33 protein-coding genes and 1 pseudogene are annotated in these 25,914 nt (G+C 45.1%); 29 read left to right on the forward strand and 5 right to left on the reverse strand.

Annotation, left to right across the window (positions count from 1 at the left end):
• Positions 1 to 10: 10 nt before the first annotated feature.
• Positions 11 to 352 carry a hypothetical protein gene (locus NWF01_06930; protein MCW4024751.1) on the reverse strand — a complete coding sequence of 114 codons (342 nt, stop codon included), beginning with the start codon at positions 350 to 352 and terminating at the stop codon, positions 11 to 13.
• 403 nt (positions 353 to 755) lie between these two features.
• Here NWF01_06930 and NWF01_06935 point away from each other — a divergent pair, with 403 nt between their 5' ends.
• From NWF01_06935 to NWF01_06950, 4 genes are all read left to right on the forward strand, one after another.
• The gene (locus NWF01_06935; GenBank protein MCW4024752.1) at positions 756 to 1,625 is read left to right on the forward strand and encodes a hypothetical protein; all 870 of its coding nucleotides are present in this window, start codon (positions 756 to 758) and stop codon (positions 1,623 to 1,625) included.
• Positions 1,626 to 1,798: 173 nt separating this feature from the next.
• A complete protein-coding gene (locus tag NWF01_06940; protein MCW4024753.1) occupies positions 1,799 to 2,323 on the forward strand; it encodes a hypothetical protein in 525 nt (174 codons plus the stop codon).
• Between the two features lie 3 nt (positions 2,324 to 2,326).
• On the forward strand, positions 2,327 to 2,539 hold the full coding sequence (locus tag NWF01_06945; GenBank protein MCW4024754.1) for a LuxR C-terminal-related transcriptional regulator: 213 nt from the start codon (positions 2,327 to 2,329) through the stop codon (positions 2,537 to 2,539).
• Between the two features lie 251 nt (positions 2,540 to 2,790).
• Positions 2,791 to 2,937 carry a hypothetical protein gene (locus tag NWF01_06950; protein MCW4024755.1) on the forward strand — a complete coding sequence of 49 codons (147 nt, stop codon included), beginning with the start codon at positions 2,791 to 2,793 and terminating at the stop codon, positions 2,935 to 2,937.
• 120 nt (positions 2,938 to 3,057) lie between these two features.
• Here NWF01_06950 and NWF01_06955 read toward each other — a convergent pair whose 3' ends face one another.
• Complete coding sequence (locus tag NWF01_06955) at positions 3,058 to 3,558, reverse strand: YkgJ family cysteine cluster protein (GenBank protein MCW4024756.1); 501 nt, start codon at positions 3,556 to 3,558, stop codon at positions 3,058 to 3,060.
• A gap of 260 nt (positions 3,559 to 3,818) precedes the next feature.
• On the opposite strand from NWF01_06955, the gene NWF01_06960 reads away from it, so the two are divergent.
• Positions 3,819 to 4,073 (forward strand): DUF4177 domain-containing protein, encoded by a 255-nt coding sequence (locus tag NWF01_06960; protein ID MCW4024757.1) that lies wholly within the window; start codon positions 3,819 to 3,821, stop codon positions 4,071 to 4,073.
• A gap of 74 nt (positions 4,074 to 4,147) precedes the next feature.
• Here NWF01_06960 and NWF01_06965 read toward each other — a convergent pair whose 3' ends face one another.
• Positions 4,148 to 4,681, reverse strand: a complete 534-nt coding sequence (locus NWF01_06965) for a hypothetical protein (protein ID MCW4024758.1) — start codon at positions 4,679 to 4,681, stop codon at positions 4,148 to 4,150.
• Between the two features lie 626 nt (positions 4,682 to 5,307).
• Complete coding sequence (locus tag NWF01_06970) at positions 5,308 to 6,081, reverse strand: hypothetical protein (protein ID MCW4024759.1); 774 nt, start codon at positions 6,079 to 6,081, stop codon at positions 5,308 to 5,310.
• Between the two features lie 1,049 nt (positions 6,082 to 7,130).
• Between NWF01_06970 and eif1A the strand changes: the two genes are divergently transcribed.
• The 24 genes and pseudogenes from eif1A (at position 7,131) to NWF01_07090 (ending at position 24,646) form a co-directional block, all read left to right on the forward strand.
• Positions 7,131 to 7,436, forward strand: a complete 306-nt coding sequence (gene eif1A / locus NWF01_06975; protein MCW4024760.1) for a translation initiation factor eIF-1A — start codon at positions 7,131 to 7,133, stop codon at positions 7,434 to 7,436.
• Between the two features lie 64 nt (positions 7,437 to 7,500).
• Positions 7,501 to 7,626, forward strand: coding sequence for a hypothetical protein (locus NWF01_06980; GenBank protein ID MCW4024761.1), 126 nt, complete (start codon positions 7,501 to 7,503; stop codon positions 7,624 to 7,626).
• 22 nt (positions 7,627 to 7,648) lie between these two features.
• Positions 7,649 to 8,176, forward strand: a complete 528-nt coding sequence (locus NWF01_06985) for a hypothetical protein (GenBank protein ID MCW4024762.1) — start codon at positions 7,649 to 7,651, stop codon at positions 8,174 to 8,176.
• 32 nt (positions 8,177 to 8,208) lie between these two features.
• On the forward strand, positions 8,209 to 8,997 hold the full coding sequence (locus NWF01_06990; protein ID MCW4024763.1) for a translation initiation factor IF-2 subunit alpha: 789 nt from the start codon (positions 8,209 to 8,211) through the stop codon (positions 8,995 to 8,997).
• A 248-nt stretch (positions 8,998 to 9,245) separates the two neighbouring features.
• Positions 9,246 to 9,365: pseudogene (locus tag NWF01_06995) on the forward strand (DNA-directed RNA polymerase).
• 230 nt (positions 9,366 to 9,595) lie between these two features.
• Complete coding sequence (albA, locus tag NWF01_07000; GenBank protein ID MCW4024764.1) at positions 9,596 to 9,883, forward strand: DNA-binding protein Alba; 288 nt, start codon at positions 9,596 to 9,598, stop codon at positions 9,881 to 9,883.
• Between the two features lie 398 nt (positions 9,884 to 10,281).
• On the forward strand, positions 10,282 to 10,983 hold the full coding sequence (locus NWF01_07005) for a hypothetical protein (protein MCW4024765.1): 702 nt from the start codon (positions 10,282 to 10,284) through the stop codon (positions 10,981 to 10,983).
• 84 nt (positions 10,984 to 11,067) lie between these two features.
• Positions 11,068 to 11,496: a DUF2190 family protein gene (locus NWF01_07010; protein ID MCW4024766.1), complete on the forward strand. Its 429-nt coding sequence runs from the start codon at positions 11,068 to 11,070 to the stop codon at positions 11,494 to 11,496.
• A 5-nt stretch (positions 11,497 to 11,501) separates the two neighbouring features.
• The gene (locus tag NWF01_07015; protein MCW4024767.1) at positions 11,502 to 12,455 is read left to right on the forward strand and encodes a hypothetical protein; all 954 of its coding nucleotides are present in this window, start codon (positions 11,502 to 11,504) and stop codon (positions 12,453 to 12,455) included.
• 70 nt (positions 12,456 to 12,525) lie between these two features.
• On the forward strand, positions 12,526 to 13,776 hold the full coding sequence (locus tag NWF01_07020; protein ID MCW4024768.1) for a hypothetical protein: 1,251 nt from the start codon (positions 12,526 to 12,528) through the stop codon (positions 13,774 to 13,776).
• On the forward strand, positions 13,773 to 13,973 hold the full coding sequence (locus NWF01_07025; protein ID MCW4024769.1) for a hypothetical protein: 201 nt from the start codon (positions 13,773 to 13,775) through the stop codon (positions 13,971 to 13,973). Before NWF01_07020 ends, NWF01_07025 begins: the two co-directional genes overlap by 4 nt.
• Positions 13,974 to 13,975: 2 nt before the next feature.
• Positions 13,976 to 14,326: a hypothetical protein gene (locus tag NWF01_07030; GenBank protein ID MCW4024770.1), complete on the forward strand. Its 351-nt coding sequence runs from the start codon at positions 13,976 to 13,978 to the stop codon at positions 14,324 to 14,326.
• Positions 14,327 to 14,328: 2 nt separating this feature from the next.
• Positions 14,329 to 15,717 carry a hypothetical protein gene (locus NWF01_07035; GenBank protein MCW4024771.1) on the forward strand — a complete coding sequence of 463 codons (1,389 nt, stop codon included), beginning with the start codon at positions 14,329 to 14,331 and terminating at the stop codon, positions 15,715 to 15,717.
• Positions 15,714 to 16,730, forward strand: a complete 1,017-nt coding sequence (locus NWF01_07040; protein ID MCW4024772.1) for a hypothetical protein — start codon at positions 15,714 to 15,716, stop codon at positions 16,728 to 16,730. Before NWF01_07035 ends, NWF01_07040 begins: the two co-directional genes overlap by 4 nt.
• A 19-nt stretch (positions 16,731 to 16,749) precedes the next feature.
• A complete protein-coding gene (locus tag NWF01_07045; GenBank protein ID MCW4024773.1) occupies positions 16,750 to 17,613 on the forward strand; it encodes a phage tail tube protein in 864 nt (287 codons plus the stop codon).
• An 18-nt stretch (positions 17,614 to 17,631) separates the two neighbouring features.
• The gene (locus tag NWF01_07050; protein ID MCW4024774.1) at positions 17,632 to 18,096 is read left to right on the forward strand and encodes a hypothetical protein; all 465 of its coding nucleotides are present in this window, start codon (positions 17,632 to 17,634) and stop codon (positions 18,094 to 18,096) included.
• An 88-nt stretch (positions 18,097 to 18,184) separates the two neighbouring features.
• Positions 18,185 to 18,520: an HK97 gp10 family phage protein gene (locus NWF01_07055; GenBank protein ID MCW4024775.1), complete on the forward strand. Its 336-nt coding sequence runs from the start codon at positions 18,185 to 18,187 to the stop codon at positions 18,518 to 18,520.
• Positions 18,517 to 19,104: a hypothetical protein gene (locus NWF01_07060; protein MCW4024776.1), complete on the forward strand. Its 588-nt coding sequence runs from the start codon at positions 18,517 to 18,519 to the stop codon at positions 19,102 to 19,104. The genes NWF01_07055 and NWF01_07060 overlap by 4 nt, the downstream gene beginning before the upstream one ends.
• The gene (locus NWF01_07065; GenBank protein MCW4024777.1) at positions 19,101 to 20,696 is read left to right on the forward strand and encodes a hypothetical protein; all 1,596 of its coding nucleotides are present in this window, start codon (positions 19,101 to 19,103) and stop codon (positions 20,694 to 20,696) included. Before NWF01_07060 ends, NWF01_07065 begins: the two co-directional genes overlap by 4 nt.
• A gap of 3 nt (positions 20,697 to 20,699) precedes the next feature.
• Positions 20,700 to 21,113, forward strand: a complete 414-nt coding sequence (locus tag NWF01_07070; protein ID MCW4024778.1) for a hypothetical protein — start codon at positions 20,700 to 20,702, stop codon at positions 21,111 to 21,113.
• Positions 21,097 to 21,339 (forward strand): hypothetical protein, encoded by a 243-nt coding sequence (locus NWF01_07075; GenBank protein MCW4024779.1) that lies wholly within the window; start codon positions 21,097 to 21,099, stop codon positions 21,337 to 21,339. The genes NWF01_07070 and NWF01_07075 overlap by 17 nt, the downstream gene beginning before the upstream one ends.
• Positions 21,336 to 21,794 carry a hypothetical protein gene (locus NWF01_07080; protein MCW4024780.1) on the forward strand — a complete coding sequence of 153 codons (459 nt, stop codon included), beginning with the start codon at positions 21,336 to 21,338 and terminating at the stop codon, positions 21,792 to 21,794. The genes NWF01_07075 and NWF01_07080 overlap by 4 nt, the downstream gene beginning before the upstream one ends.
• Positions 21,781 to 23,196 carry a terminase family protein gene (locus tag NWF01_07085; GenBank protein ID MCW4024781.1) on the forward strand — a complete coding sequence of 472 codons (1,416 nt, stop codon included), beginning with the start codon at positions 21,781 to 21,783 and terminating at the stop codon, positions 23,194 to 23,196. The genes NWF01_07080 and NWF01_07085 overlap by 14 nt, the downstream gene beginning before the upstream one ends.
• Before the next feature lie 7 nt (positions 23,197 to 23,203).
• On the forward strand, positions 23,204 to 24,646 hold the full coding sequence (locus NWF01_07090; protein ID MCW4024782.1) for an ABC transporter ATP-binding protein: 1,443 nt from the start codon (positions 23,204 to 23,206) through the stop codon (positions 24,644 to 24,646).
• An 88-nt stretch (positions 24,647 to 24,734) separates the two neighbouring features.
• On the opposite strand, the gene NWF01_07095 is transcribed toward NWF01_07090, so the two are convergent.
• Positions 24,735 to 25,694 (reverse strand): toll/interleukin-1 receptor domain-containing protein, encoded by a 960-nt coding sequence (locus tag NWF01_07095; protein MCW4024783.1) that lies wholly within the window; start codon positions 25,692 to 25,694, stop codon positions 24,735 to 24,737.
• Positions 25,695 to 25,914: the final 220 nt, after the last annotated feature.

Consider the following 25,914-nt stretch of genomic DNA (forward strand, 5'->3'; position numbering starts at 1 on the left):
GTGATAGTGTTTATTGTTCTTTGATTCTTCCTGCTAAGAGGTTTTCATAGACTCTTCTCATGTGGAATATTACCTTGGCTGTTTCTTCGCTTAAGTTGCAGGCGCAGCTCCCACAAGTAGGGCATTTCATTGATGAGCATTTGGTGCACACTATCGTTTCTGAGGAATGGAACTCTTTACCACAGTTGTAGCAGTATACTTGAGGGTTGACAAAGAATTTAAGAAAATTTTCAATAAGCCGTGAGAGCGGTATATTCTTCTTTTGTGCTTCTGCAATGGCTTTTTCTTTAATGTCTGTGTCGATTGTGATGTTTAGTGGTTCTTTTTTCCTAACTGAGGTGCCCATGCGCATTAATGCGCATATGTGCGTATATATTGCTTTCTGACAATCAAAGAGTTGATTAAACAGAGCTTCAGCAAAAAATGTCAGTAGACTGAATGGAGTGGCGCCGCCGAAAGGATGCGCGCCTCATAACGGGAAAAAACTCCAGTTTCTTTTTCTGTTTTTAGATTTTTTAGCCACCGTTAAGGGTTTAGCGCAAGCGCCCAAACATTTTGAGATGGAGGAGCCTTAGATGGTGCAAACTGTGGCTGCTTCCGCGGAAGTATTATGCTGTTTTGATTGCTATTATTGGTGTGGGCGTTGTACCTTTAGGTCCAGGTTTGCCATTTCCAAGGTTGCTTTAAGCGAAGCCTGCCCAAATTTTTCCTATAGAAAATTGAAGGGTAAGGTGCCAAATTAGGAGCGCTTTTTTATGACCAAAGAACCAGACACATCAACCCAAAACCTGCGCTCTTACAGTAATAGCGGTAATAGTAATATCAGAAAACAAGTTTTCAGCTTACTAGACGGCAATGGGCAATCAAATCCACTGCTTACGCCCAAGCAAATATGCAAACTGCTCAGTTTAAGCTACAAGCAATACCACAACTATGTTGCCAAAACCAAGTGGGAATGGAAGTATTACTACAAAAATGAACGAGGTTCAAACTGTTCAAACTTTCACTGCTTTAAGGCTAAGGGTAGATTGGATAAAGAGTTGAGTGTTGCGCTTCGGGGTGTGGTTTCGGGTGATTGGGTGCGGGGTGGGTTGGGTTTTGGTTGGGTGGCTTCTAGGGCGAGGAATCGTTTTTGGGTTTGGAAGGGTAAGTTTGGGCGGGCGGTTTGGTTTGAAACTGGATTGGTGGGGTTGAATGTTAGGCGTCCGGGGAATTTGGGGAAAGCTAAGCAGCTGTTTTGTGATGCGTTTGTTAACACGGGGTTGATAACTGACTTTAAGGTTCTTAACCCGATTCTGGAGCAGATTCGCCCAAAAAGTGGACATTTTCCTTACAGTGCAGGCGCGCGGTTGCCCTACATGGTAATTCATGATTTTGAGCAGAGCCATGGCATTGTCATTAAGGTCGGTGACCGAACCCATCCAGACTCAGTTGAAGTGATAGCCAGCTTTAGCGATACACTTGATACTGCCTTAGATAAACTGGAGCGACTAGAAAAGAACGGCGAAAAAAACAACCAGGCATTAACAAGGATTACGGGGATACTTTCTAACCTTTTTGAAGCTGACTCAGACAAGCAACACTGCAGCAACAAGAGCCTAGGAGACAAAAGCTATGTTACATAAACAGTTTTTAGCAGTGGAAACCTGTTCAAAAGCATTTTTGACATCATGCACAGGGCATGGGAAAAGTCCATGCTTTTTGGCTCTTACTTTTTTGCGGTTGTTTGGTGTAGATGCCAGACTGCTAAAAGTTACTTGTGTAAATGGAGTGAATTTCTTGGAGTGTGCATTTTGATATGGAAGCAAGCGATGAACCCGTTCAAAACATGACAAATTCAGGCGAAAAAGCCGCAAAAAAGAAGCGAAGCCAAGCCGACAAGGTTGGAAAACTCAAGTACCTGCTTGCCAAGGACAAGAAACTGGACCGAGACGTAGCCGAAATAAAACTCTTGCTTAAGGTTATCTTTGCTGGCCTGAAGGATACTTTGTATTTTGAGAAGTCACTTATCGAGGAAGCAGCCTGCCGAGATGAAGTTGACAAAGCCATTCTGCAGCTACTGTTTGAAGCAGGCGCTCATGGGCTGTTGCCTAAAGACATAGCCTCCAAATTGGCAGAATTCAATATTGTTCGGCATCAAGTGACCAGACGGATTGTTCGCATGAGTAAGCGGCTATCTAAGGAATTGGATTCAAAGGTTGTTGAGCGGCGGGGTTGGTGCTGGGCTATGACAAGCTTTGGCGTAGACGCCTACAAAGCATCAGAAAAGGACCTGCTAGCCGAAGGCGTTGCTTTACATAGTGCTTCTGAAGAGGAGACATAGCGCATGGCTTTAACTGAGCGGGAAAAGGCAATTTTACGTTTGAAAGCTGAGGGAGTATCGGATTATAAGATTGCCCGCAAGCTTAGGATGGAAACACCCAACGTAACTCGCTCTAGAAAGAACGCTCTCAAGAAGCTGGAACGTGCGAAAGCAGATTTAGACTTTGTTGCTAGACTCAAATCCCCGCGACCCGCTTTTCTTACTTCAAATGCATAACCAGTTTTTCTTACGGAAGTTTGGTCGTCCATAAATATCGTTTGATCATGTTTTATAGTGGGCACGAATACTTCGTACTCTATTACTTTTAGGAGTGAGTAACAATGAAAAGTATTGCTCTTGTAGCGCATGATAACAAGAAAAAAGATATTGTTGAATGGTGCGACTTCAACAAATGAACGCTTTTCAGATATGGTCTGTATGCAACAGGAACCACAGGAAAAAGAATACTCGAAAAAACCCTGTTAAATATAAATTTGCTAAGCAGTGGTCCTTACGGCGGTGATATGGAACTGGGAAGTATGATTTCTAATAGGAAACTGGATTGTTTAATATTTTTTGGGACCCTCGTGAGTCTCAGCCTCATGATGTCGATGTTAAAGCTATTCTTAGAATAGCGGTGCTATACAATACCCCGACAGCCTGTAACAGAGCAGCTGTCAACATGTTGATTTCCAGTATCATGTTTTAGGATTTACAGCGCTTATATTTCTTGGACCAGTTAGCCCGATCTTGTTTTAGATGAGATTTGAATCATTCAATAGTTGCCTCGTTAAAAAGGCAACTTTTTTATCGGTAATGCTGAGCCCTGTTTTCTGTGCCACCATTTCTAAAAAATCATCTACGATGGTTTGGGCGGCTTTCCCAATTTCTTCTAAAGCAACATTTTCCCCAGCGGATATGCCTTTGCAATTTTTGACTGCAAGCGGATTTAAACCCAGAAAAACCTCATTTGTTCTGCAATCAAAGTCGGTTATAATGAAGGGTTCTAGACTGCATATTGATGGTTTAATAGAATTAATCTTGCAGGTATTTTCTTTTGTGAAGAAGAAGCAGCTTCCGTCTTTTTTTTCTGCGAATGTTTCGGTTCTTTGGGTCCGATGGGTCTTGCATGAAGTTTTTGTATCCTGCATTTTGTATTCTTTTTTGTTCTTTGAAGTTAATATCTGGTGGTTGATTTCTGCAACATATTCCGCATTTTCTGCAGTGAAAGTCTGTGGAATTTGGAAAGATAACATTTTCGTATTGCATGCTAACCATAACCTATTTACTGTAACTCAAATGAAGTTAAGCTTTTCATTTCGGGTAATGACTAATCGTGAGATGATTGCAGTTCCAGAAGTGTGGCTATGGTTAGTGCAGTACCTTTTGGATGTTAACCCGAAATGTCAACTATGTTGTTTTATTCCTAAAAGCCAATCAACATTGAATTATATCCTTCAGCGTACTTTATGCATAAATAGCAAATGTTAAATTGTTTAACAAGTGCATGGAGGTTGTGATTTTTAAATTGTATGAGTATAAAGTGGTTTATTGGGAAGATGCTTCAGGAGAATTCTCTTTCGGAACATCCGTGAAATCAAGGTTTCAAAATGAAATAAATGAATTGTCCCAAGAAGGCTGGGTTGTAAAATTCTCCAATACAGCTGCATTACCTCAGACAAATACTGAAAGAAGAATTAGCGCTTATGCCTTACTTGAGAGAGAAAAAATTCCTGCGCCCTTTAGAGAACGCTCCAAAAATAGGTCATAGGCACCTTTTACTTGGGGGGGTTGGTCTTTACAACAAAATACCCAGTTCTTACAATGGAAGCTATAGAAGTTACATTAATTCATACGAGCGAATATTAGTTTACACACGTATAACGCCTTTGGACCATTCACTTGTTCTTTTTTAATTAATTCAGAAAAATACGCCTTCGTTAATTTTCTTACCCAAACTTCGTCACTTCCATATTTCAAGTGAAGCAACTCATGAATTAGTGAAGCTCTAGCTCTACTTCCTGCATACTCAACCAATAGATATTGTCCATATTCCTTCCTGAATTCATCGCAAAACCTCATAGGTTTTGGGTAAATACGAATTTTGCCCTTAAGGGTGTTACATTTTCCAGCAATAGTTAACCCATTTTTTCTTGGCGCAGGAAAAATTTCGATACGAATGCTGTCAATACTTTTTGGGGGAATTTTTTCTAATTTTAAAATATCGGATAGAAATTCTTGAAAGACACTTTTACTTAGCGCTTTGAGGGTAAAGCGGGAATATTTTAGATAGAATTTGCGATTAATAGACAAATTAAGGTTGTTATCGTCGGCATTAGCTATTGATATTTTGTTGGCGAGTACGTAACTTTGTTTCAACATTCTGCATCTATGTATATTTTATTATTGATTCGGTTTTAACAAGAAAAACGCTGTTTTTGTTTGCCTTAGATGCCTTGCGTGGAAATCCATATGGATCAGGTCTACGTTCTGTGCTGTGACTTGCAGAACATTGGATTCCAACAATCTGTTTATTTTGTGAGATCCAAACAATGCGTCCCATTCTAGTGCATTCGGGGCACTGCGCATAATCCCCTATTTGCACCATTTTGAATCACCTTTTTTATTGCGATTGCAATCTCCACAGATTGCTGTGCTGAAACCAAAAATGATTTTCGCAGATGGCCTAAATGCGGTACCTGTGATCTTTAATACTTCAATATTTTGTTTCAATTCTCTCTCTTCTAACGAAATTAAGAAAAGTTTACTTAGCTGAATTCCAAGCAAAAAGACTTTTCAGTAATATAACATGCACTACCAAGCTTATAAACAACTGAAGTTTAAGGAAGTTGTTTTCGGAAACGCTTGATATCGCTTTAGGAGTTTATACTCAAAAAGTAGGAGTGCATTGCAATAACCCGCCTATGGGTTTAGTAGTTTCTCAGGTATACAACAAAGGGGCTCCAAATAAGGATAGACGCATCGTCTGAACCTGGGAAGCGCCCTTAATCTGAAAAGTATTCCTTTGCTAATTCAATATGCCTTTCGATATCGGTCTTCTCGTAGGATAACATGGCAGTATGCGCTAAGCACCATGCATAATACTTCTTTAGAGAATCAAAGAGCTCCAACGCAAGCGCATCTTCCTGTGGGTGTTTCCACCATTTCCAGTAGGTTCCCGACATCGGTGTTTCTTTATTTGGCGCAAAAGATCGGACAGATTCATGTAATGCCACCCCGAATGGCGCAGCCTTTTTTTCAATTTGAAATGCCTGTGTTAATGGAGCTCCAAAAAATATTTGATTGACCTGTTTAGAGTTTTCTCGAAGTTCAGTAGCGCATGCTAATGTTTCCTTGCCTGTGATGACGGGCCCATACGCTAACCCGCTTCTGATCATAAATTTATGAAGCGCGACCGGTTCAAGTATGAATGTAATTGCAAGTGCTGAGTTAACTTTATTTAGAAAATTCAGGACAGACTTCTGTGAAGATGAACAGGCGTAAATTCCATCTATAACTGGAAATAACTCAATTGATGAATCATGCGCGTGCAAGGATGCTAAATGTAGTTTCATTAGGAAATGCGCTGACATGTTTAAGGAACGTAGCATTACACTTTGAGACCCCATTACGTCAACCCAGCCTACGTATTTGTGTGTTGCAGGCAACATTTTGTCATGAGCAAACAACGGTTGCTCACATTTACGTTGTTCAGCAATTGAAGGCACAACAGTAGGAGTGCTAATATTTTTGTAATTCATAAAATCACCTTGCCTCATTGTTTTCCGCTGTAATTAGGCTTTTCATTCAATCTATCTTTCTGCGAGGAAGTTGTCAGTAATATGAAAAAATAGGAAGCGCGCAGATACATTGGGATTACGCAAAAAGGAGCTCTTATGCACAAGGATAGTACGGGTGACAGGTGTTTCATTGACGATTAAAAGACAGCATGTGACCTTTATGTTGAACCATCCGATGAATACGTAATTCCTCAGGGCTGTGAAAAGCAGTATTACAAATTCGACACTTAAACAGTTGATCATTATACTCTAACATTTTAAAATTTCACTACTCCAACAATGATTTGATAATGCCCTAAGAAAACATTACCCCACTTATAAAGAAGGGCGTCTTGATTCTGCAAAATGAAAGTATCATTCACTCAGCAAGTCTGTTATTTATTCAGTGTTTATTTTCCACAGGTTAAGTGGACACTGATTCCAGCAGTAAGTGCTCGCTTTATACATGCAACCTTGACATTCTACTCTGTCAAAGCGTTTCTGACTGTGTTTACTCATATCAGCACCTAAAAAAGGAAAAGGAATTGTTATGCCGTTTCTTTCTTCTTGACGTTATTTGCATAGATTTTCTTGGTAGTTTTCTTTCTGTATTCACAATGAGGCCGTACTGATGATTTGCATCTTCGGCAGTTTTTAACTAGACCAACTCTTAGCATACACATGTCTATTTACCTCTCTATTGTTTTATGTTCAGAAAAGGATCAAATATTCAATCAGTCGATTCCAAGAGGATAAGAGAAACTCTTCGGTCAATAATACTGCTGTATCAGACTAATAAAGGTTGAAATCTCGGGATTTTTTTGATTAAAAAATTTTTTTCCGTTTTTTTCCCGAAAAACGGTTGTTTTAGTTTTTTTTCATGTTTTTAAGCCCAAAAATCCCTTTTCGAGTGCATACCCTAATATAGTTGATGAATCCATATATGTGCTGTTAGAATTCTTTAGGGGAAGAGTAAACCCAAAATTAAGCTGCTTTTTCTCGGGATTATTCTGATTATACGTGGTTAATGCCACACTGGACAACATAACATGGGTAAACGAAAAGTAACAAATGAAGGCAACATAGACAGTATGGTTCTACCTTCACCAAACGATGTTTTGGGCATAGCCGTAAAAATGCTGGGTTGCGACAGGATAATGGTTAAATGCCAAGATGGAAAAGAACGTCTCTGTAGAGTCAGAGGTAAACTGAAAAAGCGTGTCTGGATAAGAGAAGGTGACATAGTTTTGGTTTCACCATGGGATTTCCAGACTGAAACTAGAGGCGACATATTTTGGCGGTACAGAAAGAACCAATCGGATTGGCTTAGAAATCATAATTATCTGACAATGTAGAGGGGGACACGCTAAAATCAACGTTAAATGCACTGAGTGCGGAAATACATTCAAAAAAGATGACATGACACTTGGCGAAGTGGTTACCTGTCCAATCTGCGAAGCGCAATACAAAGTAGTGGTAACCACAGATGGCAAGCTACGGTTAGAAGATTTTGTCTTCGACGAAAGTGACCCTGGTGAACTCTAACAGCCCAAAGGTGAGTTAGAATATGAGTGAAAACAAAACCAACTTCATAATGGCTGTACGAGGATATAAAAGCATGAAAAAGCAGCAGAGCGCCAACTTTACAGATATAACAGCACTTGATACTTCTAACAACAAAGTATTACTGCGGATAATTGACCCGTTAACTAAAGAATACATCGGCATAAATGATGTCAAGAACATGGCGACTGCAATTAAACGTGACAATTATGCTTCTGCAATCTTGATAAGTAAACACTTCACCAACAACGCACTAGAAGAGATGAGCAAACAGAAAATTCAGTATGTCTCAGAAGACTACATGTTCCCAGTTGATATACAAGAACTGTACTTGGCAATAGTGAATTGTGCAAATATCCAATGCCAGAAAAAATGTGGTAAAGTATTGTTAGTTATAACTGAATGCGATGAAAAAGCTGCTTACCTCTGTAAAACAAAGACACTTGCAGTAGCTGCGAAACGCCACTTTGAAGAAGGAACTGTTGGTTTACTGAAAAACGACCTAAAGATGGTCTTGGCGATAACTCGATAAGCAATGTAAACTCGAATTTTTGGATGAAAAATATGTCTGAGCAAAAAAATGAGTGGCCAGAATCCGGCGACCTGGTTATGGTTACGATTAAAAACGTGATGGATTACGGAGTATACGTTAATCTTGATGAATACAACAAAAGAGGCTTTCTTCATATCTCAGAAATTTCCAGTGCCCGCATAAGGAACATCCGTGATTTTGTTAGAGAAAACCAAAAGATGGTTCTTAAAGTGCTACGGGTAGACCTTGAAAAAGGGCACATCGACTTATCGTTGAGGCGTGTCACGAAAAGGGAACGAATTGAAAAAGTCAAATCTTGGAAGAAAGACCGTAAAGGAGACACACTGCTGAATATAATGGCTGAACGGGCTGGTTTGCCAAGAGAAGATGTGTACCAGAAAGTCGGCGCTGTGCTAGAAGAGAAGTATGGTCTCTACGACGGTTTTGAGAAAGTTCTAAAAGAAGGTGCCTCTGTCTTAACACAGTTGAATGTTTCCGAGGAGTTAGCAAAGGTTGTACTTCAAGTTGCAGAGGACCGAATTCGAGTCAAGACAGTGACAGCCTGGGGCGTTTTAGAGGTATATTGCTCTCGCCCAAACGGAGTTAAATGCATCAAGACAGCATTTAGCGATGCCAAGGAAGCACACAAATCCAAAGACGCCCAAATTTATTTCTCAGTTATCGCAGCACCAAAATACCGCATTGAAGTTATAGCTGATAACTGGAAACGAGCCGAAGAAATCCTTAGCAGGGTAAGCGAAGGCGTAGTTGCTAACATACATGAAGTCGGCGGACAGGGCAAGTTTAAGCGAGAAAAATAATCGAGCCTTACTGAGGTGACAAGTTATGAAGTATAAAAGTTCTGTCAAAAGGGTAGAACGGTTAGGGGGCGGCAAAATCCGAGGAGTAATCATTGATGAAAACGCGGGCGAAATCGATTACTTAATTCACACATAATACTTAGAGCAGAGTCTTCGGCATATCCAAACGTTTATGTCAAAGCAAATCTCTAATCTCAAGCTAATTTGCCGCTATTTTTGTAGCCTAAAATTAACAGGACCAACACGTAATGTCTGAAAGACCCACAACCCAAATAAAATGTAGTGACTGCGGCAAAACCGCCACTGTTCCCTTTAAGCCTACGGCAGATAAACCCGTATACTGCAGAGAATGTTTAGCTAAGCATAGAATATCCAAAAATAGACCAATGAATCAAGCTGAAGCAAGGCGTTCAAGCCCTGATACCGAGAAACAAGCTTGGTCTAGGCGACGGAAACACTGGAGGTAAATACCTCTTGGTTAAAGCGTTTGAGTTTCAGTTATCTGATTTGCTTTATTAGACAGAACCAGTTACTAATGGTTAACGTTTTCTGTCAAGTAGACTCCAGAAAGCCAAGAATAAAAGGAAGTGATTTGAATTTGACACAGAAATCTAATGATGTAATCTTTGTTGGAAATAAACCGCCAATGAGCTATGTGCTTGCTATCATAACTGCCTTCTCAGGTAACCAAAATAAAGTTACCTTAAAAGCCCGCGGACAAGCAATAACAACAACTGTTGATGTTGCAGAAATAACGAGAAACCGCTTTATCAAAGACATCAAAGTGACAAACATAGCAATCGGTACTGTCGAGATGCCGCCAAGAGAGGGCGAAAACAGATCCAGAATGGTTTCTACAATAGAAATCAGTCTTAACAAAGAGTAATGTAAATACCATATAAGCGGAACACCTCTTTTTTTTACATTAACTGCTGTCCTCACCTGACTTGATTTGGGTCTCTGTGAATTCAATACCAAACAGATGTTGAACTTTGAATGGATCGCTGGGATTTGAACCCTCTGAATTTAGACCCCTGGTCCACCATAAATAATAGATGTTCTTTTTTCTAAAAGCTATACATGTCGAAATCGCATATGTACTCAAACTCTTCTGCTTGCGCGCGTCTTTAAGTTGTAATGGTCTCGATGTTATCGGGACATCAACAACTCTCTCCTAACTAGATATATTTGGGATTAGGTAAATTTCGTGTTTGTGATATTATCACGTTTAGGCTCTCAAGGCATTAATGCGTAGTTATCGTATTGTTGTTTGGCGATTTAGCTATGTCTGAACGTTTCCGCGAGCACGTTGCCTCTCTCTTGACCTTCAAGCTTCTTGAAGCCTTACCCGATAAGCCCCTGCGTATTCGGGGCGTAGCCATGTGCACAGGCATGAGCCGCAACCTAAACATCTACACTCCCGCAGAACTGGAAGCCTTCTCAAGCAAGCTCACTAACGCGCCAGTTTACATTGAGCATGTTTCTGTTCCTAACGCAGTCGGCAAGGTTACTAAAACCGATTGGGACGGACACAACCTATGGTACGAAGCTGAAATATACGATACTGAAACAGCCGAGAAAATCCGCAAAGGCTTAGTCCAGCACGTAAGCGTCGGAGCAGACTATGAAGCCATCGATTTAGTAGACGGCAAAGTTCCCCACGGCTTGCATAATGCGGAGCTCAGTTTGGTGGCTGTTCCAGGTATTCCCGAGACAAATGTGCAGGTTTTAGAAAAGCTAACTCAAACCGAGGGCAGGCTAACTGAAGCACAAAAAACCATCGAAGACTTACGCAAACAGGTTCCCGGTGGCGGCTTACTCAAGAACCCACCTAAGATGATAGCGGTCTTGGAAGCTGCTCAGATGGTTGAAGCTGTTTTGCCTTCGCCGATGGTTCAGCGAAGTTGGAGTCTTGGACCTCAACGCATGTGCCAAGAACTGCGCCGAGTAGTCCAACAGCTAGAGCAGAAAGCGGGAGGCAGCTAGCTATGTTTACGCTCACTTTTGTGGGGAAGAGTACCAAAGGACGAACTTTGGGAAATTCAAAGTTTAGAATTGATTTGATTTTGAATGGCCGATAAAACAGGCAAAACTTGGATGGCTGTTGGAGAAACCGACGACCCAAACGCAATCATAGAATCCTATGAAGCCGCAGCACCAATCACCAAAGGCGCACCCGTCTACCTAAGCGACGACGACGTGGTCTCACCCAGCCCAGGCGGAGACGAAGCCATAGGCATAGCAACCAAAACCGTAACCACAGGCGAAATGTGCCCCGTCCTAAAGCGTGGCAGAGTCAAAGTCACAGCCAATGGACCAATAACAAGGGGCAAAGGCGTATGCAGCGCAGCAGCAAACAAAGTCTCCCAACTCGTGGACCAAGCAGTCGACGAGAATGGTTCAGCAACCTACACGATATTCTACAACCGCAAACTCGGAACCGCCCTTGAATCCGCAACCATAGACGGCGACCTAATCTTCATAGACTTGGAGAAGTGACCAACTTGAAACCTAGACTTTTTGAAGCACTGATGGCAAAGCCAAGCGACCAGCGGGAAGTCTATGAGAAGATAAAGCAGAAAACTGAGCATCCGTTCCTGAAGCGTTATGTTCAAATGGGCATAAAGGAAGGTCTCTTTAGCGACATGACGGGTGCCCTTGGCAGAATGCACGATACCCTTGTGCAGGCAGCATACCCCGAGCTCATAGGCAGAAACATAATCACCGTAAGACCAACTTCTGAAACCATGGAGCGTTTTCCACTTGATTCTGACGCCGTTGCTTACCGCTACTCTGAAGGCTCCGTGACAAGGCTAAGCGGCAAAAAGAACACCCTCGTAGACATCTATACCAACGTGCTCTCTGAATCCTCGGAGGAGTGGACGCGGGAGTTTCTTGAAGATGCTACATGGAACGTCATGGACAGCATGGTGGAAAAAGTTGGCAGAGCGTTGGGCATACAAGAAACCGAGGACATAATTGCGCTGTATGGGGCAATTGACAACGGGGATTTGGCTGGCGGCGGCGTGATTGATGGCGGCAATGCCGTGCTTAGCTGGGCTGGTTTGCTCAAGTTGCATGATGCTGTTAGGGGCGAGAATTGGCGTCCCACGGTGTTAGCAGTTAGCGAGACGCAACTGCATCAGTTGCTTAATGATGACAAGTTTGTTCATGCACAGTATTTGCCAAGCAGTGAAACCGACATCGAACAGGGCAGCATAGGAAGCGTCCTTGGCATGCGGGTACAAGCCAGCACGTTAGTTCCTAACGGAATAGCCTACGCGATTGATACGCGAGTGGCGTCTGCAATGCTTCTGCGGCGAGACATAACCGTTGAGGATTGGGAAGACATCAAAACGGGCAAGTACGGCGTGCGTGCAACCACCCGATTTGGCGCAGGCATCTTACGCTCCACAGCAGTTTCCAAAATGACCAGCATCAAAACCACACTGACATAGGCGCAGTCAACAATGATGCAAACAAGTTTCCTCTTTTCTTTGGCTTAAAAACTTTGAGGCGATGGTTGCCATGAGTGGAGTTATTAGAAAAATTCGTGAAGTGCTCTCCTATGCGCCCGCTTCAGGCGTAGCATCACCAAACGGCAGAATATTCTTTGACACTTCATGCATTCCATTAGCGGAAGTTATGAAGCTCTATGACCGAGACCCAACCTGCAAAAGCAGCGTGGATTTGCTGGCAGCCTCCGCAGTTGGCATGGGCTTCTACACTACGGTTGATGAGAAATACGAGAAAGCTTCCCAAGCAAAAGCCGCCGTGGACAGGTTCTGTGAAGACGTTAATTTGGATGGACTTTTAAATGAAATGGCAAAGCCGCTGATTGGTTGCGGGAACGATTTTTGGCTCAAGCTCCAGCCTGAGAAATTAACTGATGTAATTCGTTTGCCCATTGATGCAGTTGAGCGAATTGGGCTAAGTAGCATTTCAGACTTGAAAATTCCGTATAAGGTTACAGGTTATCAGCTTAAAAGCACCTATCGAGGCAATGCAGGTGGAGAACTCAAAAGCGAAGCAGTCATCCACTGGCGCCTTAACAGTGATGTACCTTCTGGCTTTGGCATCGGCTTGCTGCAAGTTCTCCTGCACACCTTAACCGTTGACACTGACAAGCGCCCGTCCTACGCTTGGATGAAAGCTAAGATAGAGAAGATTTTGCCCAGCATATTCACCAAGTACGCTGGACCAGACGTTGTCGTGCAACTGGAAGGGCAGAAAGAAGACACAATCAAAAAGTACGAATCTGCAATTAAAAACCGCCCAGAGGAAGGCCAATGGCTGTTTAGCGGCGCTAAAAATGTAGGCGTCTACCCAGTCACCATTGACCCACGGGCACGCTTTGAGTATTATATCGACCACATGGTCAACCAATTCTATCTCGGCTGCGAGACGCCTCTGCCACGGCTGTTTAGCACTCCAGGCTTCACCGAGGCAAGCGCAAGGGCAGCCTTAGACCTACAAGACATGCTCGTTAAGCCCATCCAGCGTTATGTCAAGCGTCAAGTGGAGCGGGAAATTTTCGCGGTAGTTGTTGCCCAGTCTGGTTTTGATGCTGGTAAGGCTAAGGTTCGGTTGAATTTTGGCAGCCCCGAAACCCCTGAGCTAAACCCAGCCGACCTCATCAAAGCCGCTGAACTGGGGCTAATTCGAGCGGAAGAGTTCCGAAAGAATGCGGTCAAGTTTGGCTGGGAACTCTGGGATGCTAAACCCGCAAGCACACCAGAGCAGGCGGGTGTTCAAGGTAAGGAGGTAAAACAGAAATGAAGTTGTCAGACAAGCAGCAGGCGCTTTTGATGTTTGCCGCTTTCGTTCTGCCGCCAGTGGCTACTTGGATGGGGCTCGGCTATCCGACTGGAAACGTTGAGCTAGGCATTCTTGGCAGCTCGATGGTGGGCGGAATAATCGCAGGCATCAAAGAACTGCTCGGCGGCAAACCCCAAGAAAGCACAGGAGCTACATAAACGTGGGTAGCGTATCAGCGGAAGACATCAGAGACGCCCTCAACCTGAAGGATTCGGACATTTCTGATGCTAAAGTTCTAAAGATGATTAAGCGAGCAGAGGTCACTTTAGAGCTTGAACTCTCCGCTGATATCGACTACCAAAACTGCACCGACGCCCAAAAAGAAGCCATCACACTTTTGGCTTCCATTTACGCTGTTTGCTACTTGACTGGCGGTTCAGCCATCGGGTTAAACTTCAGTGTCGGCGACCTGTCAAGTTCCAACTCATCTTTGCCCGCCTTAGCGGTTTTGCAGACAGAATTCGAACGAGTTCTTTCCAGTCTCAAAGAAGTCTACGTGGGGAGCGCTTAGCCATGGCAACCGTACCTGAAACCTACTACCAATTCGTCATGGACTACGCACCCAACGTTTACGTTATCCCGCCAAACACACCTGACCCAGCATTCGGAAAAGGCGTCTTAGCAGCAAGTTTCGCCATCGACTTTCTCTATGAGGCGTATTCTGCCCCACAATTTGAGGACAGAAAAACAGACATCTACAACAAAATCGTAAGCCTATCCGATTGGGTTCTAACTCAGCAGTGCGGTGACCCAGCACGTAAGGCTTATGGTGGGTTCCAAAGCAGCGAAACCAGCACATACTACTACAGCGTGGACGCCTGCCGAGCTATTCCATCTCTGCTCCGAGCCTATGAACTCACAGAGGACAACAGATATTTGGATACCGCAAAGATAGGAGCAACTTTTCTCAAAACTATGCAGGACAAGCAGGCCTACGGCGGCTTCGCAAGAGCCGTAACGATTGGTGATGCATGGCTCCTGCAACTGGACGTTGAATGTCTCTATGGTCTAATTGGCTTGAAGATGCTCTCTGAAACCTACGACACACCAAACGCATCAGCCTATCAAAGCATCATGGAAAAGTCAACTGGTTTTCTGAGAGCGGGTTTTGAGAATCTTTGGCTGGATTTTGACCCATTAGACGGCAGATGGCACCGCGTCGGCTTAAGCGAGAACGAGGTCTACGATGACCCATTCGCCTACGCATTGCTGGGTTTGTATGCGGTTGAGGGCTGGAGTGTTAGCTGCCAAAAAGTCTACAACGCCCTAAACAACATCAGAGCGAACGCAAAGTACCCCGCCTATAACCCTGCGGTATGCTGGGCAGGCTACATAGATGTGCTCAGCAGGTACTCCGCATGCGACTACTACGATGCAGTCACAAGCGGGATTCTGTGGAGAATCCGCACCAACCATGACAAGCCAAGCCTAAAACTAAGCGTAGAAATCATCAGCAAACATGCTGAGGAATTCATGTTTTGGGGTGCCAAACACGCCGACTTTAGTTATGTGGAAAATAAGCAGGCGTTGGTTACGGTTTGCTGGCTAGCTCAACTCTTTCTGCATTATGAGGAACCAGTAACCCAGTTCACGCGGATTTTAAGAAGCAAGGGTGAAACGGTAACGCTTTATCCTGTTCGAGAAGCTGTCGCCACGGTGGATTATGGCGAGCCACTGGATTTGTTAGCGGTCGTTTCTTTGCTTAAGGCTGAGCAGGTGATGTTGGAGGCGGGTTATTACCTCAACGACTACTTGGCGTTTTACACATTCCTTCCTGTCCGAGTGCATGACAAGGTTAGGCGTCAAGGCGAAGATTACGAAATCCAAACCGTAACGCCCTTCACGTTTGCAAACCAGCGCTTCTACTTCAAAAGTACAGCAAGGAGGCTAATCGCAGGTTGAGCGAAGCGGAGAACCCAGTAATAACAATTCTGCGCCTAATCGAATCTCGGCTAAGAGTAGTCAAAGATGACGGCGGCTTAGCCAATGTGATCTGCTCTCAGGCAAACTATGACCGGGAACTCCTCAAAGACTACGACGCCCAAATCACAGTTTCCAAAACCAGCGACCCATGCCAACAGCAAAAACATACTTTAGACGGAAAGCTAAGACGGCGCATTTACTCTCTTCGAGCAACTATAACAACCACGGACAAGCCCGCTTCAAACGCCGACACGGGCAAGGTCATGCGGGATAAAGTCCTTGAGCAACTTTTGTTAATTATCCCAGAAAACCGCAACCTACCCTACAGAACCACCTACAACTTTTACCCGCTAGACGCAAGTTCTGTAACTCATAAAGCGTATGATGTAGCAGCCACAAGCGAACTGGAACCCTCTAATTCTTCATGGGCAAAGTTGCCAAGTGTGGAATACGCGAACCTCTGGGGCAGTGACGACGTTAAGCATTCTAAAAGCGTAAACGGCAACGGCGAATACCCATTTATGCTTTTCCGCTTCAAAATCGGCTCAAAAGCAGGGGAAATCCGCAATGAAGCCAGAAAACAATGTTTAAAGCGTGTAGTTTTGGCGTTTGAAGGCTTTGGGACTGCACCACTAGGAAACGGTGTAACCTTCAAGATTTGGGATAATGCGGCTGGTGCTTGGAGCAATCCGATAACTGGTTCTGAAGGCGCAGATGAGACCCTAACCCTCACATTAACCTCTGACCTTACAAACTACGTCAACAGCGACGGCTTTCTCTACCTGTTAGCAAGAACAACCCACCCGTCAGACGGCGTTTCCCTAGCCGTTTTGTACTGCGATTTTGTCCAAGCAACCGTTGACGTGCGAGGCATCACGTTTTGCGATGTTCACAGTTACAGAGACGTTGACGTGGTCGATGTCAAGCCTTTCCTGTTCAAAGAAGAAATCCAAATCGTGGCATGGCTCTTCGAGTCAGTCGCCATTTCATAGTCACAGGTGAAAAAACAAGATGGTTGACACATACCATAGCGACCAAGAAAAGTTCTACTATGTTACCGAAGGCTCTTTTGGCGTGGTTCCAGCTAGCCCAGCGATGCTTGGGCACTCCTGTAGCAACCTTGACCCAGACATAAACCCAAACAACATCAAAGTAGCAGGCTCAGGCTCAGTTGACGTGGTCTCCCTAAAACGTGGACTAAGACAACCACTGCTAAAACTCAAGTACCCAATCCCATCCGACGCACCCATCAACCTCTTACAGTACGTCAAACAAGAACTCAACGCTAGTCTTTCTTTGCAGGTGCTCTACTACAAAGACATCTTTGTCACAGCCACGGACATCATAAGCTTGCTCTACAAGGGCGCACGCTTCAACAAAGCCACCCTTACATGCGACATAGACGGCATTTTGGAGTGCGAAGCAGAATTTCCAAGCCAAGACGTTGAGGTTACAACTGCCAAGATTGCAAACGCAAACTACACCGAGTATACAGGCGCAGTCTCAGGTAGCGAGAGCTACGTGAAAATCGGCGGGGTAGCTTGTGAGCGGATTACTTCTTGGAAACTGCAAATCGATAACTCATGCAAAGCTGTCCCTGTCATACGGTCAACAAACGGGCACTTAGCCAAGTACCTAACGTGGGGCAAGCGGCTTCTGACTGGGGAGTTGACTTTTGAGTTTGAGAGCAAACAGGAAGCCGACGAAATCCTAGCCGACACTGAACAAACCAGCTTAGAATTCGGTCTTGGCGGTGCTAACAAGGTTAGTGTTGAGCATACCAAATGGGATGATTTTTCGTTGAGCGGCAAAGCTGAGGACCTAATCTATGCCAAGGTTACTTTCACGGCTAGAGGACCGCTCAGCATCTTATAGTCACGGAGGAAACAAAAGTTGAAAACCGAAAAATTGGAGATTGATGGGCGCTTCGGCGAAGAATACCAGGGCACCTACAGCTTTGCGGAGATAACATGGGCTAAGCGAAACCGCATAATCCAAAAACACACCAAATACAACAAGCTATCTGGCGACGTGGAGAGCAGCGACTTCATCGCCATCCAAGCAGAAACCATAATGGCAAGCATGCACGGGCAGCCCCAAAACCACCCCATAACCTTAGAGAAGCTGCTGAGCGAAGAAGACGGAATCCCCATTGAGCTTGGGGAGCTGTTCTCTAAAGTTGCCAATAAGCTGAATGGGTTGGCGCGTGAGGATTTGCGTTTTTTACTAGAGCAGTTAGACGAGGAAAGCCGCACAGCTCTCTTGTCGAGTTTCGGCTATGTCAAACCTTCGGCTGGACCCCGACCCAACTTGCCAAGCAGCCAGCCCGAACAGTGCAGGAGTTCTGCCACATCCTAAACGTGATGGACGAAATGGCAGAGGAAGAAAAGAAAAAAGCGGAGCGTGAAGCAAAACGGCACTAGAAGTAACCTGCGACATCGACGGCGTGGAAGAATTCAAAGCTGCCATGCAAAGGTTTGATTCGGGCATGCAGCGTGAGGTCCACAGTTTTTTGGCTAGCTGGGCTGCTGATGTCAAGGCTCAAGCGGTTAAGAATGCGCCGATGGTTACGGGTTATCTTCGAAGCACAATCTATGCCAAAATCAGGGAATGGGTCGCTGAAATCGGTGCAGATGCGACTTATGCCCTTTTTGTTGAGCTTGGCACCAAGTACATGCAGGCACAGCCCTATCTTTACCCAGCAATCCAGCAGTACCTCCCAGAACTGGAAGCCGTCGTAGTCTCAGCGATTGAACAGGCTAAAGCGGAGGCGGGGCTGTGAGCTTTCGAGAAATAGCCGTCACCATAAGAGCCGTGAACCGCGCTAGCAACGAGTTTTCAAAAATACAGACAGACGCAGAAACGCTGGCGACACGGGTTAAGAGTTTGGGTTCCACTCTTGCGGGTTTGGGCGCTGCAGGCACAGCCATAGGCTACGTTGCTAACCAGTTTGGTTTGCTCAATGATTCTGAGATGAAGGTTTTCAACTCTGCCATGATGGTTGTCTCAGTGATGGGGTTGTTTTTGCGCACCAGCACCGGCTTAGTCGTGGCTCAGAAGGTGTATTCGGCTGCTTGCTGGGTAGCAACGGCGGCGCAAAACGCCCTAAACATTAGTTATGGCACTTTTCTTGCTCTTACGGGAGTGGGGATTGCGGTTATTGTTGCGGCTGCTGCCGCCATGGCATACTTTGCCAGCAGCATGAACACTGCCACGGCTAGCGTGCAGAACTTCAACACTGCCACAGCTGAGACGCCTACACATACGCGCAGCATTCAAAGGGCGGGAGAATCAGCCGTCACTTCGAGGTCGGGGAGTGGCGGTTCTTCGGAGGCTTCTTTTTATCGGAGGGGTGTTGAGCAATGAGCGTTAGTCCACCTGCTTTGACTATTGCTCTGGGTTCTGTTGGCATTCCTCAAGTGGACGTTATAGAAGCGCTGGTGCATTTGGGCGCCACTAAAGAGGTTAGCAGTTGGGAGCTTCACCTACAGAATTGGAACAGTAAATACAGCCCAAATGGACTCTACCCGCTTAATGTGGGGCAGGATGGCTACATTTGCATTGGACGAGGCGCTAGTGTTCCTCAGCTCATAACCACTCGGACGGAGAGTGTAAAGTTTCAGTCAAGCCCAACCGAAAATTATGTCATAGTGGCTGGGCGATGCTGGGGCGAGAAACTCTTTAGGCAAACGGTAACCAAAGATTACTCAGGGTTCAAGGGCGAGGACATTGTCAAGAACCTCTTGGACTACTATTCAGGGCTAAGCCATGTCCGAGTTAGCACAGAGCTTGTTGAAAACACCGACACCACCTTCACCGACCTCAAGGTACAGGACACCCAAGTCTGGGACTTGCTCCAAAAAATCGCCTCCGAAAGCGACAAAGCAGGCGTCATCGGCTACGATTTCCGCACTATGCCTGACGCCAAATTCGAGTTTTTCCCCAGAGGCACCAAAACAAGCCCCGTCAGCCTCACCGATAAGATAGAAGCTTACGAGTACTGGAAAGAAATCATAGCCATCAGAAACAAAATCTCCATCTACGGCGCACAAGACAAAAGCGCACCCTTAAACAAGGTTGCCTGGACACAAAGCCTGACGCCCACAGATGGCTCTTGGACTGCCACCGCGGGACAAGTGAGCCTTGAAACCGCCATGGGCAGCCCCTACAGCATCAAACTGTACGTCCAAAACAATTACTTTGGCGGGGCGCTGTTCCAACTCAACGGCGTGGTTAACGCTGATTTGTATCCTGAGTTTCATTTTGCCATCCAAAAACAAACCTATTTCGAGGCTGGCTCAGCACTTGTTCTCTGGGATAACTCCAGCCGCTCAGCTAGCCGCCAGTTCACTTTTCAAGCGGTAAGCACCGCGGGCGCTGACCAGTGGACAAGTGAAACCTTCAAAGTGGGCTCTGTTAACGCGGTTGATTGGAGCGTGCAATCAGGGTTTGATTGGTCACAAATCAAAAACGTGGCCTTCTACTGCTATCCTGTTCAGGTTACGGGTTCGGGCAGCTTTTGGATTGACAAGTTCTACTTTGGAGGCCTACGTTACAGTAGTGTTCAACAGGATGCAGCTAGCCAAGCAGCCTACGGGCTAAGGGAGTACGTGGATATTGATGAGGAGCTTTGGAGCGACACCGAATGCCTGCTCAGAGCACGGGCAATTTTGGCTAGCATGAAAGACCCCTCAGAGTACATCACGCTCAAGAGCACAGTCATTGATTATGGGAATTCTCCGCTTTTCCCAGCCGACGCCGTGGCTGTTTCTTTGCCAAACGAGAACATCAACGGCAGCTTCCGAATCTTAAGCGCCGAATACCACGTCAAAGCCGAAACAGGCGAACTGGAAATCACTTTGGAACTTGGACGCGAGAAGGCACTGCTGGCGGATTATGTGTATGCTTTGCGGTCTAAAGTGGACCGCGTTAACAGGTACAAGGTTGCGAGGTTATAACAAATGAAAAGTAGCTTGAAAAAAACCATTGAAAGTCTGAGTCCCGGAGACCTTATTTGCGTTAGCTGGTGCGATGCAAGCGTTGGCAAAAGCAGCGGCTCAGGTATGGCTATTGATGTGCCCGTGAAAAGCTGGGGCATCTACGTTGGGCTTATCGGTGACAAGGTCAAACACATTGTTTTGGCTCAGAACAGTTTCCGCTACTCTGATGGGCTTTTCGATTTGGATTATACGGCGGTTCCGCTGGGGTGGGCGGTTGACGTGTCGGTGCTGGTTAAGGAGCATATTCCCAAAGAAGCCGCCGTCAAGCTGGTTAACAGTTTTATGATGGGTGGGCATCGGGCGCTTAATCGCCCTCGGACGTTTCAGCGTAGGATGTTTCAGCAGAGGTTGAGTGTGGATGGCAGACCCGATTAAGCGTGCATTGACTAGACGGCGCATGGAGCGCGGGCACTGGATTGAAGAAGAGCCTAACGGTAAGCTGGTGCTGGGCGTCAAATTCGCCATAGCCATGACCGCTTTTATGTCCGCTTTGGAACTTGCACATCTGGCGTTTTTGCATACTTGGAACGCTGAAATCTTCGCGTCCATCACTGGGCTAAGCGGCACGGTTATTGGTTTGTTTGTGGGGCAGAAAACATGACCAAAGGCAAACCCTGGCCAGCAGATGACGAAAAGAAACTCAAAGACTGGTACACAATGGGAACCACGGACTTTAGAGTTTTAGCCTTCAGTTTTGACGGGCGATACACTGAAGAAGCCATACGCCAAAAGCTGATAAAATTCGGTTTACTGAAAGAACAACAACAGCAGAAAAATTCCAATTGTTGTTGTTCTACCCAACTTGAACTGCCCGAGGAACTGCCCAGCATCGAAGAGACTCTAAAGATGTTGGCTGCCGCGTTGGAGGCGCTAAAGACGCCTGGATTGGATAAAGCTGAGGTTTTGCGGCTGCGCGGCATAATCGCAGGCGCTAAAGTGTACCAAGAACGTTTTGCAGAGTATGTTCACTATCGGGAACTGGAAGAGGAATTAATGGAGGCTCGAAAAAAGATTGCGGAACTTATCAAAAAGTCCCAGAGCAATGCACAAAAATAGACTCTTCGACGAATGGGAAGGACTTCGCCAAGATATGGCTGCTGTTGAAGAGTTAGGCGAGCGCAAAGTCCAAAGCCTGCAAGGTGATGTTAAGAGTTTTTTTGAGCAAATCTTTGGCTTTTCGCCCTACCAGTATCAGATAGAGCTTGCGGAGTTGTTTGAGAAGAACCAGTTTTTGGCGGTGCGTTGGCCAAGGCAGACAGGCAAGAGCTTTTCGGTTTCAGCCTTGCTCTTAAAGTATGCTTGGGAACATCCGAATAGCTACATTGCGATTGTTGGGCCAAGCTGGCGCCAAACCAAACTAAACATCAGGCGGATGGGCGGTTTCTGTCGCAAGCTTCCGCAGCGGGGATTGCATGTTCAAAAAACCCGCATATCGCTGCCAAACGACAGCATAATTGAAGCCTTCCCAAACAACCCCGACACCATCAGAGGTCCAACGTTCTCGATAATTTGGTGGGAAGAATGCAACTTCACACCCAACGACGAGGACCTGTACGATGCTATCCTATTTACGCTGGGAACAACCAACGGCAAACTAATTGCAACTAGCACGCCGTTTAGTACAGATTCGCTGTTTTGGAAAATGTGCAACCATAAAGACTACGCAGACTTTGCCAGACACCACTTCACATGGGACAAAGCGATTGAACCAAATGGTCCGCTTAAGCCTGCAATTATTGAAAAAATTAAGCGACAATTTGGCGATGACCCTGCCCGTTGGCGTCGGGACATGGAGGCAGAATGGGCAGAAGACGAGGACGTTTGGCTTGCTCAAAGCTTAATCGTTGCCTGCGTAGGCACGGTCAAGAACTGTGGCGCAGACTTGCAAGAATACAACCCTGAAGCTGAATGCGAGGGAGACTTTTTTGCTGGGCTTGATTTGGCGCAAACCCGCGACTACTGTGTCCTATCGGTGGTTGAAAGGCTAAACGATAAGCTGTTCCTTCGGCACCTGAAGATTTTCCAGCAACCCACTCTATACGCTCAGGTTTTGGGTTATCTGAAGGCGCTGCAGGACAGGTGGGGCGGATTCCAAAAAATCAGGGTTGACTTCACAAGAGAAGGACCATCCATCATTGCGGACATGGAAACTGCTGGAATAGAGAACGCTGAGGGCGTAAACTTTAGCGTGTCACGAAAGAGCGAGATGGCTAGCCTGCTTAAGCAGCGCATGATGAATAAGCAGTTTTTCTATCCGCTTCTAAATTGGGAGCGTCCCTATCGTGGCGATATTTGCAGTGAGCTAAACGTGGAACGCTATGATTTGCGCAAGGATGGAGCCATCGGGTACTCGCATCCAAACGGTACCCATGATGATGTCTTTTGGAGCATGGCCCTAGCTGTATTTGCGACTGTGCAGATGGAACCAGAACCATTCTTAACAGTAATTCCAAGGTGACCGAGAAATGACCAGACGAAGAAATGAACCCTTCCGCATAACCCAGTTCCGAAGAATCTACAACCGAGAAGAAGGCAAATTCACCTTCAACATCAGCTACGAAACCCACACCAAAATAACTCCCAGAAGTTTAGTTGTGGCTGAAGCCTTCGGGTTAGGCATTGATGAAGCACAGAAATTTAAGGTTTTAGACGCGGAACTGAAGATTGGATCTACAGACATAGTTTACATTACGGGCGATAGTGGCAGCGGCAAAAGCGTTTTGCTACGAGCAATCAGAGCAGACCTGGGCGAGGAAGCGATTGATTTGTCAGAGGTTGCGGTGGACCCAGACAAGTCGTTGATTGAAACAGTCGGCGCCACCGTCGAAGAAGGTTTAGAATTGCTAAGCAAAGTCGGGTTAAACGATGCCTTCCTTTTCCTGCGTACCTACAGCCAGCTCAGCGATGGACAGAAATACCGTTACAGAATCGCCAAGCTTATCGAGAGTGGCAAGCAGTGGTGGCTCATGGATGAATTTGCCGCTTGCCTAGACCGAGACACAGCCAAAATTATTGCCTATAATCTGCAAAAGATTGCGCGGCAACAGGAAAAAGCAGTAATTACAGCAACAACACATAGCGACCTGCAAGAAGACCTCAAACCCAGCGTGCTTGTGCGCAAACGGTTTGGAGAAGAAATTCAAATCAACTACTTCCCAAACGAACCAGCCGCTGAGTGCAGTCTAATCCAAGAAATGTTGGTTGAAGAAGGTACAAGAAAAGACTGGCAAAAACTCAGCAGTTTCCATTACCGAGGACACAAGTTTGCAGTTGCCAGAAAAATCTATCGCTTAATGAGAAAAGATGAGCTCTGTGGAGTCATAGTTTACAGCTATCCTCCGCCAGCTTGTTATGGAAGGCGCTTAGTCCTGCCAAGACTGGCTATCCACGAGCTGAACAAGCAACTAAGCATAATCAACCGAATCGTTGTCCACCCAAAATACCGAACTATAGGGTTAGGCGTCAAGCTTATTCGTGAGACTCTACCGCTGGTTGGCACTAAATACATTGAGATGATTGCTGTCATGGCGAAGTATTCTCCTTTCGCAGAGAAGGCAGGCATGCAGAAAGTAGCTCAACAGCAATCCGTGGAAAGTGTCTCGGTTGTTTACAGAGCACTTTTGGATTTAGGGTTTGATGTACAACTTTTGGGTAGTGAACGATATGTTCAGGCTAAGCTTGAGAGCTTATGTGCTGATCAAGTTAGGCAACTCAAAGAAGCCTTCATAAAAAATAAGCACCCTAGATTCAAAAAAGAATTTGCCGCTAGCCGACACCAACCATTTGGCAGGACACCTGATTATATTGCATGTATCTTAAACGCTGATTCTATGAAGTTAACGAAATTGATTAAGCTTGTCGGAATGTTACAGCAAACAAAAATCTATCTCTTCTGGTCCAATGATTAGGTTAGCTATTGGAAACGTGTTTGGCTATTGAACGTCCACTTTAAGTTGATTAAGGGTTTAAACTGATTAGTGAAATAAAGGAACGAACTTATTTTTTGCTGCTCAAAGCACCTAATAGTAAAGCAAGGAGTCCGAGCCCAACAACTGCACCTACAGCTGAGGAGGAGGCGTTCCCTTGAATATAATTGATTCCCTTCATGATTTTTTGAAGGAGTATTTCTGGTTGGTCGTACTTTGAAAAAGGAATCCATTCGTAGTTACTTTGAACCGTGACACTCTCTTCTTTTAGAAGAATCATTGGTTTGTTGATTTGTTTAGCGTAGTTAGTTTCAAACAAGACCCATTGAGAGTTAATGCCATCTTCAGTCAATAATGCGATGAAGATATTGCAGTCTCGGATCAAGCCTTCAAATTTTTGTTTAAGTTCCGCGCCAGGTGTCTGTTTGTCTTCTCCTATTATCACGGTAATGCCGTAATTGTCTAATTGATTCTCGAGCTGCCGAACTATACTTAGGTCCCTTGTACTATGGCTTAAGAAAATTCGCGTATTCTTTACCGGTTCTTTTACATGAAAAACCATTGGTTCAGTCCATTGTGTTTGTAATGGCTGATAATCGCTCGCTGGAAGGTACTGGGCTTCAACACCGAAGGTAAAACTGTATTCGCCTAAGGCAATATTTTCGGGGACAGAGATTAGAATACTGAGATTACGTTTTTGACCAGATTTTACGAGGTCTTTGACGTTTTGTGCAACCCAGGTGTCCTTAGGCATCCATTCAGCCCAAATACCAGCTTTGTAAAGGTACATATCCTTGTCAGAGTTATTTTCGAATTGAAAAGACACCGAAATGGATTGTTTTGGCATTGCTCGGGGTTCAGTTGGGCTTATGCTTTTTATGTTCCATTCTGCCTTTTTTGTCTGTACCAAGTGTGCCTTAATTTCTTGGTTAACTTTGTAAACTGTAGATTTCTTGAAACCTTCCTCAATTAGTTGGGCAGGCGTATAACCCTGTAATAGACGACGGGAAATATCATCTTCTAAAGTCAAGTTCTATGTCCCTCAACACTTGCTATGCAGGTTTATGCTAATAAGCCTTGTGGACAATGTTGTGGAGTCTACTAAAATGTCCAATCGAATTGGTCGTTGCTTGTGCCCACTACAACATCAAAATGGTAAACATAGGATTCCGGTATATACTCGCAAACATAAGCCCACCTTTTTTGGGGAAAAGATGGCATTGTATAGGTTCGATATTTATTGCTGACAG

Source organism: Candidatus Bathyarchaeota archaeon (genome assembly GCA_026014585.1).
Taxonomy (GTDB): domain Archaea; phylum Thermoproteota; class Bathyarchaeia; order Bathyarchaeales; family Bathycorpusculaceae; genus Bathycorpusculum.

Coding starts and splice junctions, on each gene's coding strand:
- NWF01_06990 (MCW4024763.1), top strand. CDS start 8,209: ATGTCTGAGCAAAAAAATGAGTGGCCAGAATCCGGCGACCTGGTTATG.
- NWF01_07075 (MCW4024779.1), top strand. CDS start 21,097: ATGGCAGACCCGATTAAGCGTGCATTGACTAGACGGCGCATGGAGCGC.
- NWF01_07090 (MCW4024782.1), top strand. CDS start 23,204: ATGACCAGACGAAGAAATGAACCCTTCCGCATAACCCAGTTCCGAAGA.
- NWF01_06935 (MCW4024752.1), top strand. CDS start 756: ATGACCAAAGAACCAGACACATCAACCCAAAACCTGCGCTCTTACAGT.
- NWF01_07070 (MCW4024778.1), top strand. CDS start 20,700: ATGAAAAGTAGCTTGAAAAAAACCATTGAAAGTCTGAGTCCCGGAGAC.
- NWF01_06945 (MCW4024754.1), top strand. CDS start 2,327: ATGGCTTTAACTGAGCGGGAAAAGGCAATTTTACGTTTGAAAGCTGAG.
- NWF01_07085 (MCW4024781.1), top strand. CDS start 21,781: ATGCACAAAAATAGACTCTTCGACGAATGGGAAGGACTTCGCCAAGAT.
- NWF01_07065 (MCW4024777.1), top strand. CDS start 19,101: ATGAGCGTTAGTCCACCTGCTTTGACTATTGCTCTGGGTTCTGTTGGC.
- NWF01_07005 (MCW4024765.1), top strand. CDS start 10,282: ATGTCTGAACGTTTCCGCGAGCACGTTGCCTCTCTCTTGACCTTCAAG.
- NWF01_07035 (MCW4024771.1), top strand. CDS start 14,329: ATGGCAACCGTACCTGAAACCTACTACCAATTCGTCATGGACTACGCA.
- NWF01_06970 (MCW4024759.1), bottom strand. CDS start 6,081: ATGAGGCAAGGTGATTTTATGAATTACAAAAATATTAGCACTCCTACT.
- NWF01_06980 (MCW4024761.1), top strand. CDS start 7,501: ATGACACTTGGCGAAGTGGTTACCTGTCCAATCTGCGAAGCGCAATAC.
- NWF01_07045 (MCW4024773.1), top strand. CDS start 16,750: ATGGTTGACACATACCATAGCGACCAAGAAAAGTTCTACTATGTTACC.
- NWF01_07025 (MCW4024769.1), top strand. CDS start 13,773: ATGAAGTTGTCAGACAAGCAGCAGGCGCTTTTGATGTTTGCCGCTTTC.
- NWF01_06955 (MCW4024756.1), bottom strand. CDS start 3,558: ATGTTATCTTTCCAAATTCCACAGACTTTCACTGCAGAAAATGCGGAA.
- NWF01_07010 (MCW4024766.1), top strand. CDS start 11,068: ATGGCCGATAAAACAGGCAAAACTTGGATGGCTGTTGGAGAAACCGAC.
- eif1A (MCW4024760.1), top strand. CDS start 7,131: ATGGGTAAACGAAAAGTAACAAATGAAGGCAACATAGACAGTATGGTT.
- NWF01_06985 (MCW4024762.1), top strand. CDS start 7,649: ATGAGTGAAAACAAAACCAACTTCATAATGGCTGTACGAGGATATAAA.
- NWF01_06940 (MCW4024753.1), top strand. CDS start 1,799: ATGGAAGCAAGCGATGAACCCGTTCAAAACATGACAAATTCAGGCGAA.
- NWF01_07080 (MCW4024780.1), top strand. CDS start 21,336: ATGACCAAAGGCAAACCCTGGCCAGCAGATGACGAAAAGAAACTCAAA.
- NWF01_07020 (MCW4024768.1), top strand. CDS start 12,526: ATGAGTGGAGTTATTAGAAAAATTCGTGAAGTGCTCTCCTATGCGCCC.
- NWF01_06930 (MCW4024751.1), bottom strand. CDS start 352: ATGCGCATGGGCACCTCAGTTAGGAAAAAAGAACCACTAAACATCACA.